Annotated in this window: 10 protein-coding genes; 2 read left to right on the top strand and 8 right to left on the bottom strand. The window is 45.3% G+C overall.

Annotated features, from left to right (window positions below; translation table 11 throughout):
* Nucleotides 1-170: 170 nt before the first annotated feature.
* The gene (aguB, locus tag MHI15_RS28635) at nt 171-1046 is read right to left on the bottom strand and encodes an N-carbamoylputrescine amidase (RefSeq protein WP_076124702.1); all 876 of its coding nucleotides are present in this window, start codon (nt 1044-1046) and stop codon (nt 171-173) included.
* A gap of 55 nt (nt 1047-1101) precedes the next feature.
* Nucleotides 1102-2130, bottom strand: a complete 1029-nt coding sequence (locus MHI15_RS28630; RefSeq protein ID WP_076124703.1) for an agmatine deiminase family protein — start codon at nt 2128-2130, stop codon at nt 1102-1104.
* Nucleotides 2131-2430: 300 nt separating this feature from the next.
* Here MHI15_RS28630 and MHI15_RS28625 point away from each other — a divergent pair, with 300 nt between their 5' ends.
* Complete coding sequence (locus MHI15_RS28625; RefSeq protein ID WP_341165174.1) at nt 2431-2730, top strand: hypothetical protein; 300 nt, start codon at nt 2431-2433, stop codon at nt 2728-2730.
* Nucleotides 2731-2743: 13 nt separating this feature from the next.
* Here the strand turns inward: MHI15_RS28625 and yfcE are convergent, their stop codons facing one another.
* The 5 genes from yfcE to MHI15_RS28600 form a co-directional block, all read right to left on the bottom strand.
* Nucleotides 2744-3292 carry a phosphodiesterase gene (gene yfcE / locus MHI15_RS28620; protein ID WP_076185584.1) on the bottom strand — a complete coding sequence of 183 codons (549 nt, stop codon included), beginning with the start codon at nt 3290-3292 and terminating at the stop codon, nt 2744-2746.
* Nucleotides 3293-3417: 125 nt separating this feature from the next.
* On the bottom strand, nt 3418-4902 hold the full coding sequence (locus MHI15_RS28615; RefSeq protein WP_341165173.1) for a glutamate synthase subunit beta: 1485 nt from the start codon (nt 4900-4902) through the stop codon (nt 3418-3420).
* A gap of 251 nt (nt 4903-5153) precedes the next feature.
* Nucleotides 5154-7109, bottom strand: coding sequence for a type I pullulanase (gene pulA / locus MHI15_RS28610; RefSeq protein WP_341165172.1), 1956 nt, complete (start codon nt 7107-7109; stop codon nt 5154-5156).
* 107 nt (nt 7110-7216) lie between these two features.
* Nucleotides 7217-7840, bottom strand: coding sequence for a C39 family peptidase (locus MHI15_RS28605; protein WP_341165171.1), 624 nt, complete (start codon nt 7838-7840; stop codon nt 7217-7219).
* Nucleotides 7837-10338 carry a PAS domain S-box protein gene (locus tag MHI15_RS28600; RefSeq protein WP_340393232.1) on the bottom strand — a complete coding sequence of 834 codons (2502 nt, stop codon included), beginning with the start codon at nt 10336-10338 and terminating at the stop codon, nt 7837-7839. Before MHI15_RS28600 ends, MHI15_RS28605 begins: the two co-directional genes overlap by 4 nt.
* Nucleotides 10339-10618: 280 nt before the next feature.
* Between MHI15_RS28600 and MHI15_RS28595 the strand changes: the two genes are divergently transcribed.
* Nucleotides 10619-11434, top strand: coding sequence for a hypothetical protein (locus MHI15_RS28595; protein WP_076220534.1), 816 nt, complete (start codon nt 10619-10621; stop codon nt 11432-11434).
* On the opposite strand, the gene MHI15_RS28590 is transcribed toward MHI15_RS28595, so the two are convergent.
* Nucleotides 11427-12203 carry a YheC/YheD family protein gene (locus tag MHI15_RS28590; RefSeq protein ID WP_232061115.1) on the bottom strand — a complete coding sequence of 259 codons (777 nt, stop codon included), beginning with the start codon at nt 12201-12203 and terminating at the stop codon, nt 11427-11429. The genes MHI15_RS28595 and MHI15_RS28590 overlap by 8 nt on opposite strands.
* Between the last annotated feature and the right edge of the window lie 94 nt (nt 12204-12297).

Below are 12297 nucleotides of genomic sequence, written 5' to 3'. Positions count from 1 at the left end.
CATGACAATTAACTTTTCTAAATAATGTAAGGTTATATAACACAATATTATTATTTTATACATTTTATGCGTACATCACTCTCAAAAAAAATACCATCAAACAGAAAAAGGCACTGCCAGAGATTCTATTCTCTCTAGCAATGCCTTTAGCATATTTAACTTTAAACCTATTAAAGTGTGATATCTCCATCATAAGAACCGATCAATTTATACAGATCCGGCCGGCGGTCACGGAAGATTCCCCACTCGATCCGGCCAACTTCCAAAGCATCCAGATCGAATTCGCTTACCAGCACGGTTTGCTCCTCACGTCCAGCCTCAACGATTTTATTGCCCTGAGGACCTGCAATGAACGATGAACCGTAGAAATTAATGCTCGAATCCTCATCAATTTCCTCACCAATACGGTTGGAAGCCACGACTGGAATAAGATTCGCAGCTGCATGTCCAAGCATACAGGTCTGCCAATGATCCTTGGAATCGATCGATCCATCCTGCGGTTCAGACCCAATAGCCGTTGGATAGAACAGAATTTCTGCTCCCATCAGGCTCATTACTCTAGCCGCCTCTGGATACCATTGATCCCAGCAGATGCCTACACCAATCTTGGCATAACGAGTGTTCCATACCTTAAAGCCAGTATCTCCCGGATTAAAGTAGAACTTCTCTTCATAACCTGGGCCATCTGGAATATGACTCTTGCGGTATTTGCCCAGCACCGTTCCATCAGCATCAATTACAGCAAGTGAGTTGTAACGCGCGTAATTCTTTTTCTCATAAAAACTAATCGGCAGTACCACTTGCAGCTCCTTGGCTACTGCTTTGAAATGATTAATCGCCTTGTTATGCTCAAGCTCTGTTGCGTATGCGTAATAATCAGCTTTCTCTTTTTGACAGAAATACGGAGTCTCAAACAGCTCCTGCAGCAAAATAATTTGCGCACCCTGTGCTGCCGCTTCTCTGACCAATGTCTCGGCTTTGCTGATATTCTCCTCAATATTGCTGGAACAACTCATTTGTGTCGCAGCTACTTTTACATTTCTCAAGTATCTGTCCTCCTTGTATATAAATGTCCCTTTGGACGTTTAGTTTTCCTTCAAATTATTGCTGTGCAGGCATTTGCTGCGTAGTGCAGTGGACATTTCCGCCTTCGGTGATAACGGCCATTCCGTTAACTGTACGAATCTTGCGATCCGGGAACAAACCAGCCAGCACTTTCTCAGCAAGTGTATCCGTTTCTGTCGCGGTGCCGCCAAACACAGGCAATATAATTCCACCGTTCACGAAATAAAAGTTCAAATAACTGAGCGTCAGACGACTGCCGTCATGATCGACCCGTGGTGGCTGCTGAATCTTGATAATCTCCAGCTTACGCCCTTTGGCATCTGTAGCGTTCTCCAGAATACGCAGATTCTCTTGCGTAATCTCATAGTTCTCATCCTGCGGGTCCTCAGAGACCTGGATAATAACTTTGCCTGGTGCAGCAAAACAAGCAATATTATCAACATGACCATCGGTTTCATCGCCACTAAGGCCACGTCTCAGCCAGATAATAGCTTCTGTACCTGTATAGTTCCGCACGTACTCTTCGATCTCTTCGCGCTTCAGCTCCGGGTTGCGGTTTAGGTTAAGCAGACACTCTTCTGTAGTAAGCAAAGTGCCTTCTCCATCCGTATGAATCGAGCCACCCTCCATCACAAGCGGTGCATCAAAACGGGTGATCTGCGCATGCTCCAGAATCTGCGGAGCCACTTCGTCATCCAAATCCCAAGGTGAATATTTACCGCCCCAAGCATTAAACTTCCAGTTCACACCTGCCATTTGTCCTTCTTTATTAACAATAAAGGTAGGTCCGTTATCACGCAGCCAAGCATCGCTATGCGCAATAGGCAGCAGCGTTACATTCGGTCCGCCGACCAAATGCTCTACCCGCTCCACATCCTCCGGGTTCACAATGACCGTGATTGGTTCAAACTCGGCGATGGCTGTGATAATGTCAGCATAACCTTGGCACACTGACTCGTGGTTATCCGGGAAACACATAGATTCCTGCACCGGCCAGGAGATAAAAGTACGTTCATGCTTGCCCCATTCCGGTGGCATTGTATAGTTCAAATCTTTAGGATTCATGTGTTAACTACCTTTACTAATATATTTGGAGCCAGTCCTACCCTTAAAACTCCTTCCTCATCATACAATAATATGTTCTAGTGCTCAATTCCCTGGGACATTAATAATGTTGGAAGGAATTTTTTTGTTCGCAGTCCCCATTTTACAGTTAAAAAATTTAAGTTTTCATCCGTAACAACGAAGCTAAATTTAATTATTTTAATATAAATCAGGATATCATTTAATAATTTTACTTATTTTAGTGATTCCATTTTCATTTCTAATGGATTTTATATAATTAGCTTAAAGGAGTGGGTTGCAATGGATGACATCGATCTTCAAATCTTGGAATTACTGAAAAGCAACGGCCGCATGACCAGTTCGGCATCTGGCGTCCTTCTGTCTCATAGCAGCTCCAATATGCCGTTTCTAGTTAGTGGCGTCTTTCTGGGTTCCGCATTATGGTGGATGGGTTTGACAGGGAGCACTGCTTTGTTCAGAACCAACATAATGTTAGGACGGTCGAAACAGCTCATGTTCAACAAACTATCCGGATTGGTAATGTTGTCCTTTGGCATTGTCTCCCTTATTCAATCTCTCAATCTTCAGGAGTTCCTTTAAACGATCCCTCTCACTATACGGTAATCTTTTTTACCACATTGCCTTCAAAATCCTTAACGATAAATTCCCCGCCCTCTAGAACAGCATAGGAATTCGGATTATTCTCTTTAGGCAGCGATATGGAGCCGGGATTCAGCACATACACTCCCTCTTTTACATCGGCAACTGGTATATGGGTATGTCCCTGAATAAAAATATCCTTCTCGGAAAGCGCCGGCAAATGCTCAATGCTAAAGCCATGACCATGTGTAGCGTAAATCCGTCTGCCTTCGTGCAAAAGCATTATATAATCGCCCATCATCGGGAATTCCAGCAGCATTTGGTCTACCTCGGCGTCACAGTTTCCACGTACTGCGGTTATAGGCTTGTTTTTGTTATATGCATTAAGCTTATTAGCAACCTCTTGTGGGTTATATTCCTTCGGCAGCGGATTTCTTGGACCATGATATAAAAAGTCTCCTAGAATAATAAGACTGTCCGGCTGCTCTTCTTCTACCTTTTCCAAAGCCCGTTCCAGCCAAAATAAAGATCCGTGAATGTCGGAAATAAACATTAACTTCATCATGTATTCTCCTTTTCAACTTAACTTAATTAAATATGCGCTTAGACAATAATCTTAACCTTGAACATACCACAACGCAAAGCGGACGTTCCCAAAGGAACGCCCTGTTCGCTACATCTTAACACTCACGGCAAATTCGAGGATCCCATCAAAAAGCGGTCTACTTCGCGCGCAGTCTGACGCCCTTCGTCAATAGCCCAGACTACAAGGCTTTGCCCGCGCCGCATATCGCCTGCTGTGAACACACCTTCTACATTGGTTACTTGTACTCCGAACTCTGCTTTGGCGTTCCCCCGCTCATCGCGTTCCACCCCAAGCTCGCCCAGTATAGTTTCTTCGGGTCCTGTGAATCCCAAAGCCAGTAATACCAGCTGCGCTTGCAGGGTCTCCTCACTGCCCGGCACTTCGACCGGTACCATTCGTCCCTGTTCATTACGAGTCCATTCAATACGCACTGTACGCAGCTCCTGCACTTGCCCGCCCTCATCGCCGACAAACCGTTTCGTCGAAACCAGATAACGGCGCGGATCTTCTTGATACAGTGAAGCGGCCTCCTGCTGACCATAGTCCACTTTAAGCACCTTTGGCCATTCCGGCCAAGGATTGTTAGACTGACGTGTCAGCGGCGCCTGTGGCATAATCTCAAGCTGAGTCACACTGCGGCAGCCGTGACGGATCGAAGTGGCTACACAGTCTGTTCCAGTATCCCCACCGCCGATTACAACTACATCCTTACCTGCTGCTGATAAATATTCCCCATCGGCAAGCCCTGAATCCAGTAGGCTCTTTGTATTCAGCGTTAAAAACTCCATAGCTTGATGAATCCCACGCAGATCGCGTCCTTCTATCGGCAGATCACGTGCCTGTGTAGATCCACCACACAGTACTACAGCGTCATGCTCTGCCTTGAGCTGTGATGCAGGGAGATCTCGGCCGATCTCTGTTCGAGTTACGAAGGTAATGCCCTCAGCTGCAAGCAGATCCACCCGGCGCTGTACAGTCTTTTTATCCAGCTTCATGTTGGGAATACCATAGGTAAGCAGACCGCCAATCCGGTCCGCCCGTTCATACACATTCACCGTATGTCCAGCCTTATTAAGCTGTGCCGCACAGGCAAGCCCTGCCGGACCTGAACCCACTACAGCTACCTTTTTACCCGTGCGATGAAGCGGCGGCTCAGGCACAATCCAGCCTTCTGCAAAACCTCTATCTACAATCGACTTCTCAATAGATTTAATGGTGACAGGTTTGCCATTCATCCCTACCGTACAAGAGCCTTCGCAAGGAGCGGGACAGACACGGCCTGTAAATTCAGGAAAGTTGTTAGTCTTATGCAGACGTTTCAGCGCTATCTCCCAATTTCCCCGATAGACCATATCGTTCCATTCAGGAATCAAGTTGTGCAAAGGGCAGCCGGAAGCCATACCAGACAACAGACGTCCTACATGACAAAATGGCGTACCGCAATCCATACAACGCGCCCCTTGCTCGCGCAGCTTTTCTTCATCCATAGGTATCGAGAATTCATTCCAATTCTTAATTCGCTCCAATGCCTCACACTCGGAGGGTGTCTGTCGTTCAAACTCTAAAAATCCGGTTGCTTTCCCCATCTCTTTCATCCTCTCTACCAAAGAAAAGTACTCTCTGTCACTTTCTGCTGTTATGCCACTCTAAAGCGCCAAAGTAAATGCCTTAATATTAGCACCCCATATCTTTAACGAAAATGAGTAATGTCACCTTTTTATGTAAAATAAGAGCATCCATTCAAAAGAAAGTTCCACGCAAAAAAAGCACACAGCGCACTGTACTCATTGAGCACAATACTCCGCATGCTTTTGAAGAATTATCTGTAAAAAAACATCTAGTCCACCGTCAGCACTACCATTCCAATCCCGCTTACAGTTAGCTTATTACCCGTCAGATTCTGCGCAAGATCGGCTCCAAAAATTGTTTTCCATGCACCAAGCTGTGGCAGAACCAAAGCCGTCTGTTCTACATTAGCATTAAAAAGCACATAGATATGCTTCGCCGCATCGCCTCCAGCATGGCCACGCAATGTATACGCTACCGAACTTACCGGTGCTTTTTCAAATACTAGATGATTCCGAATGTCATCTGCCGTTCGCATACGGAAAGCCGGATGTGCTTTACGCAAGGCAATTAGCTGCTTCAGATAAACCACATCATCTTGATGAGCAGCGCACAGTTCCCAATCCAATTGGTTGATCTTCACCGAGGATTTATAGCTGTTCTCTACCCCGTTTTTCGTGCGCATAAATTCCTGACCCGCATGGACAAAGGGGATTCCCTGACTCATGAACACTATCGCAGAAGCTAACCTATGCATAGATTGGCGCTGTTTGTCCGTCTGCCCTTGTGTGGACAGTAATATTTTATCCCATAACGTATGATTATCATGACATTCCACATAATTGACGGTTTGCTGAGGCTCCACGGCAAATTGTCCAATGCCTGGGGCATAAGCAATGCCTCCCGCGACCCCTGCCTTTATCGCAAGCTCCAGTCCCATCATTCCGCTGATGAAACCCGGTTGATCATGCAGAAAAATATTCCCTTTAATGGCATCCCGGAAATCATCATTAAAATGTCCGATTCCCGGCAGAAGCGCAGCATTCTTCTGATGAGCGAGCCGCTCCATCGGCAACTCCGTCCCCATCATCCAACCTTCACCAATCGTCATGATGGACGGGTCAATCCCATCCAGACGACGCCGGATTTCCTCCATCGTGTCGAGGTCAATCAAGCCCATCAGGTCAAAACGAAAACCATCGATATGGTATTCTTTGGCCCAATAAACTACGGATTCCACGATGAAGCTGGACATCATCAAGCGTTCTGAAGCCACGTCATTCCCGCAGCCAGAGCCATCCGACAGGCTTCCGTCTTGCTTGTAACGCAAATAATAGCCGGGAACCAGCTTGGTGAAATTCACACGATAGCCATCGTACACATGGTTGTAAACCACATCCATAATGACGCGGAGACCCCGATCATGAAGTGCTTGAATCATTGTTTTTAGTTCCCGGATACGCAGTCCAGGCACATATGGATCTGTAGCATAGGAGCCTTCTGGCACATTATAATTCTTCGGATCATAACCCCAGTTATAATGCGGTTCATCCAGCCTCGTCTCATCTACACTCTCTGTAGAATAATCATAGACAGGCAATAGCTGCACATGGGTTACACCGAGGTTCGCGATATGATCGAGTCCAGTGAGAATACCCTCCGGTCCGCGGGTTCCTTCTTCCGCCAAAGCAAGATATTGTCCTTTATGGGTCATACCGCTTGCTGGATGAATGGATAAGTCACGCAAATGAAGCTCATAAATGATGGCATCCACAGGATCATCCAAGGGTGGCTTATCTTCCGTCCACCGTTCCGGATCTGTTTTGCGTAAATCTAAAATAGCTCCCCTATCACCGTTCACTCCTACAGCACGTGCATAAGGATCAACCGCCTCATTCCACTGTTCTCCAAGACGTACTCGGTAGGTATAGAACTTGCCATCTAAATCACCGTCAACTGTAATTCTCCACGTTCCCCGGACATCACGGACCATAGAATACTTACACTCTGCTGCTCCCTGCCATGAATTATAGAGTACCAGCTCCGCTTCTTGAGCGGTGGGCGCCCATAAACAAAAAGCTGAACTCCCCGGTGAGTACGTTAGGCCAAGATCGTCCCCATCATAGCTGAATAACTGATCAAACTCCTGAGCAAACACGGAAATCCCTCTAGTAGCCGCAGGATCCCCATAATAAATGGGTTCCTTCATTTCCCTTTGTACGGACAAAGCACCTATCCCCTTTTCCAGTTATTAACTGGATTATAGTATGATCGTCTAAGTAGTGCAAACGTTTGGACTCAAATTTTTCAAGCTATTTTGTCAGGACAATCCCTCTACCTCGATGCATCTGCAATATCTAGCCCGACCATCGTAATAATGTCTTTATTCGCAAAATACGGAATACGCCGTTCTTTCCCTAGAGTGACTCTACCGTCCTTGTACCGCACACCATTATCGTGGACAATCAGGGTAGCACGCTCTCCGTCCTCAAATCCCTCATATCCTATACCTAGTACCCAATGGTAGTCGTAAGTAAACTTACCTCTCCACCGCAGACGAAACCACTTATCAAATTTAACAGCCACAGGCCGGCCGGCATCAATTTCTGTTTTATATACTTCAAAATCATTAAACGTAGTAATAAGTAACTTTTGCTGATCCTTAGGTAAAATCACTGAATGGATATAGTTCTTCAGTCCTTTGGTAAAACGGCGCACACTCATCCCCCAAGGTCTTCCACCGTGATGGCTGTATATGTAATTAATATGAGCGGCTTTGGAAGGAAAATGACCTTTGCCCCGAATAAAGTCCGCTCCTAAATGGTTGTTCCAATACTCCGCTAACGCTGCCATCGTAGCTGGGCCACATGCAGAGGACGGGGATTCGACCCCAACCTCCCACTGTGTATATGGCTCCGCAGGCAGTTTCTTGCTAATCCGAGGCTGTCCATGCTTCATTCGGATAGATCCCCTCTTAAAGGGCTAGACTTAGGAGTACAATGTGGAGTTGCCTCCGGAAGTAGAATTACATTTGCACCGGCATCCAATTCTCCTTCTGCAGCTGCTGCCCCTTCCATTGTTGTCTCCCGTTCTTCTGTCTGCACTGTATCTTCCACATTTATCTCAGCTTTACTATCAGGATTAATCTGCAGCGTGAAATAGAAATTAGAGCCCTCTCCTTCACTGCTCTCTACAGCGATAGCTCCGCCCATCAGCTCAACGAGCTTTTTACAAATCGCCAGCCCCAATCCTGTCCCGCCATATTTGCGATTAAACGAGGAATGCAGCTGATAAAAGGACTGAAACAGCCGATGCTGCTTCTCTAGAGGAATGCCAATCCCCGTATCCCTAACATTAAATTTCAAAGTTAATTTCTTTTGATCTGCGGACAGCTTCTGCTCTACGTAAATACTGATACTGCCCCGATCTGTAAACTTGATTGCATTGCTGACCAGATTGACCAATATCTGACGCAACCGCCCGGCATCGCCCATAATCAGTGGCGGGACTCCAGATGCCATGCTGCATGATAACTGAATATTTTTCTCCAAAGCCTTAGCTGTAAATAGATCGATTACGCTGTCCAATACGGCTTGAAGCTGCACGGGCTCATTTACAATCATCATTTTTCCGGCTTCAATTTTGCTGTAATCCAGTATTTCATTCAAAATAGATAGGAGCGAGCTGCTGCTCTCCTTAATAATGTCAGTATATCCAAGCTGTTCTTCATCAAGCTCCGTCTCCGCCAGGAGATCCGTCATCCCTACAATTCCGTTCATCGGCGTACGGATTTCATGGCTCATAATAGCTAAGAACTCAGACTTAGCCTGGTCTGCTTTTTCTGCGGATTCCTTCGCCCGAATGATTTCCTTCTCATCCGTGATGTCCCGAAACACTACAACAACACCCTTCGGCTCCCCTTTATCAAACAGAGGGGTTACCTGGTATTCCGCAAGAAAGCTAGAACCGTCCTTACGCCACAAGACCGCATCTTTACTCTGATAAGATACACCTGACTTAATAGCCTTCATCAGTGGAGATTCCTGCGGCCGATAATGGCTCCCATCAAGCGCTATTTGCTGAATATGATCCAAATAAGGATGGCCCATAATTTCATCATGTTCATAGTCCAGCATTTGCAAACCTGCAGGGTTAATGAACGTCACCTTCTCCTCCATATCGAGTCCAAAGATGCCTTCTGAAACCGCATTTAAAATAAGGGTATACTCATTGCTAAGCTTCTCAATTTGTTCTGTATAACGGATGCGCTCTGTAATATCACGGGAAATCCCATACACACCCACTACTTGGTCATCTACAATGATCGGAATATTGGTAGTATTAATTTCTACAAAGTGTCCGTCTTTATGAATAAGCGTTAGATCATAGCTTTGAGGATAACCCTGGGCGGCTAAGTTAAAATGATACAACGTCTTCTCTATGTCCTTCTCATGCACAATGGGGCCAAAGTACATTCCGATCAGTTCCTCCAGCGAATACCCGGTCAACTTCTCCAAATTCGCATTGGCAGTCAAATAGTCTCCATGCAAATTCATAGAGTACACAGCAGATGGATTGTATTCAAACAATGATTTATACCGTTGCTCGCTCTCCTTAAGCTTGAACTCGAACTGCTTGCGCTCCGTAATTTCCCGCCCAATCGCTATAATCTCCAAGACATTTCCCTCATCATCATAGGTATAACGACTGCTCGACTCGAACCAGACATAGGTGCCATTCTTATGGCGGTAGCGGTAAGCTACAGCCGGAATAACGCCAGAGCTGCGGCTCTGCTCCATTAAACCTTGCATCATAACTAGATCATCGGGGTGAAGATAATTATAGGCGCTTGTCCCAACCATCTCTTCAGGTTCATAACCAAGCAGGGTACGGCTAGCCGAAGAACAATATAAGAAAACACTGTCTTTGACCGCATGACGCGAGATTAAATCCAGCGAATTCTCAGACATCAATCTATAATTGCGTTCACTTTGACGAATTTGTTCTTCCATTTGCTGCTGCTGATCCCGATGATCCACCGTTTCCTGAGCTGCGATCTTTAGTTCCGTAATATCCTCGGCGTATACTATAATATACGAAGGGGCTTGTCCTTCTTCTGCTCCTAATCCAGAGAACATGAGAGACAGGCAAACGGGTTGACCTTCTTTGTTTAAAAAACAATGTTCCTTCTTCCAGCTGCCCGCTGGCGATTTCTGAAGCTCGTCCATTACTAATCTATAGGAGAGCTCTTTTGAATGTGCCTCTCTATTTTCCGATTCTGTAAAAAGAGCCCCGGCAAGAAACTCGGCCTCCGTAAAGCCAAGTAGATTGCAAAAAGCCGGATTGACTTTTATCCAGTTGAAATCGCCGTTATTCGAAAACAGTACGGCCATTCCTTCTGGAGACCTCATAAATGCATGATCCAGAATTGCGTTAAATTCTACCGAGCTGCCCATTTAAGCCAGACCTCCTTTGTTGCTAGTGCTAAAGCTCTCATACCTTCTTATGTCAGTATACGATAAGAGAACTGGGGAAAGAAATGTCTAGCGCATTATTTTAAATTGGAAATATTTAAATTTAAATTATTGACGCTAGCAAATAAACAACTTATATTTAAGAATAAATATATCGTTCGTGACCTATTACGATGGAAGCACCCGTAATAAAGGCTTTTGCCTTTGCTACGGGTGCTTTTTTGTTGTCTTCAGGGATACGGACAAAAGGAGGAGCGAATTAATGAACGCACTAAAGTCATTCCCCTTACTACTACTGGTGATCCTGCTATCGTTAAGCACATCAACGGAAGCTTTTGCTGCAGCAACGACTGAATTAACACCCTCTATTCAAGCGGCTTTTGATCTAACAGCTGCGACTGCCGACGGTCCTACAAGGATAAAGATGACTAATCTGTACAATGATTTATCTACTTTAAAGATGCAATACAATAATCGTGAGGAGCAGATCCGAACCCTTCACTATAATAATGAGCAAACACTGATTGCAGTACGTAAGCAAATTAAAGAGATTGATTTAGAAACCGTAGCTCAACTGGAGGCTACCGTTAAGAGCTGCAAACAGCACTATCAGCCCTTATTCGACCAGTACAATGCGCTTAATAAGCGTATCAAGATCGCCAAGGGTCTTAAAAACAAGACGTTGAATACCGTATTACAAGCCCAAGGTGATGCTATGAAGATCCTGGTTCAGTTGGCACGCAAAGAAATTAGCGACAGACAGAATCAGTTGAATGCAGCGAAACAGACACGTACCCGAAAGATAACCTATGCCCGCAAAACCTTGTCTGGCATTGATAGTCCACAGGTCTCAATTAAATCAAACAAAAGCGTAGTCACCTCATTGAATAAACGGATTTCCGCAGATTGGAGTGACTTCAAAGCAGCGATTCGCAAGCAAAACCTTACATTAACCACTCAGTCTCTGTCCTCACTCGTCTCCGGTTACCGCCAAATCGCAACACACAAGCAAAAAATCATAGAATTAGAACAAAAGATTTCTGCTGTCATTGCAAATACGAGGAAACAGATCATTTAACGGACTTTTTCTTCTCATTCGCTCTGCGGTAAGCCATTACTTTGCGGTACATGCTTTTATCAGAAAGATGTTTAAAAATATACGGGTCCGGACTAGTATTCACTTCAATAATCCAAGGCGTCATGGATCTATCCAATCCTACATCGACACCAATCTGTCTAAACCCAGGATATTTCTTATGGTAGAAACGTCCGGTATCTTCTCCTAGCTTTCTCAGGATCTTAAGCATTTGCGCTTGCTGAGCTTCGTTCAGATAAGGAGACAGCAGCTTTTCCATAGCAGTTAGTTTGCCGCCGCTATGATAGTTGGTAACAATCTTACCTTTCTCAGCTACCCGACCGATCAGACCGGTAGTTTCCCATTTGCCCTGCGGGCTGAGCTGGACCATCACACGGATATCAAAGCGGTGTTTCCCGTGCTTTAGCAAAACTATTCCTCTCTGGATCAGGTAACTACGTCCACGCGTTGCTTTCTTTAAAGATAAATGGAAGGCGTCGAAGGTTCTAAAGGTTTTGAGTCTTGTTCCACTTTGGTACTTATATTCTGTTCCATGAGCCTCTCTACTCTGCTCAACCTTCATCACACCATTGCCATAGGTACCGTATTCCGGTTTAACATAAACCATTCCATATTTCAGCAGCATAGCTTTCAGATTGACTTTACTGAATTTTATCGTTTCGGGAATCAACGGTGAAATTTCAGCGCTTCGCATGAGCACCTTGGTTTTAATCCATTTGCTGGTCAATGCAGACTTTAACTTCTTTCCCAACTGTCCTCTCCCCTGTCCCTCAAAAAATAATCACGGCCTTAGTAAGCCTTAGTATTTTATGCTGCAACTGTACAAATGGCATGAGTGAAACGCC

The organism is Paenibacillus sp. FSL H7-0918, assembly GCF_038007025.1.
Classification (GTDB): domain Bacteria; phylum Bacillota; class Bacilli; order Paenibacillales; family Paenibacillaceae; genus Paenibacillus_AQ; species Paenibacillus_AQ odorifer.
This window is presented reverse-complemented; position numbering and strand designations above follow the sequence as displayed.

Coding starts and splice junctions, on each gene's coding strand:
- yfcE (WP_076185584.1), bottom strand. CDS start 3,292: ATGAAGTTAATGTTTATTTCCGACATTCACGGATCTTTATTTTGGCTG.
- MHI15_RS28630 (WP_076124703.1), bottom strand. CDS start 2,130: ATGAATCCTAAAGATTTGAACTATACAATGCCACCGGAATGGGGCAAG.
- MHI15_RS28625 (WP_341165174.1), top strand. CDS start 2,431: ATGGATGACATCGATCTTCAAATCTTGGAATTACTGAAAAGCAACGGC.
- MHI15_RS28595 (WP_076220534.1), top strand. CDS start 10,619: ATGAACGCACTAAAGTCATTCCCCTTACTACTACTGGTGATCCTGCTA.
- MHI15_RS28605 (WP_341165171.1), bottom strand. CDS start 7,840: ATGAAGCATGGACAGCCTCGGATTAGCAAGAAACTGCCTGCGGAGCCA.
- MHI15_RS28600 (WP_340393232.1), bottom strand. CDS start 10,338: ATGGGCAGCTCGGTAGAATTTAACGCAATTCTGGATCATGCATTTATG.
- MHI15_RS28615 (WP_341165173.1), bottom strand. CDS start 4,902: ATGGGGAAAGCAACCGGATTTTTAGAGTTTGAACGACAGACACCCTCC.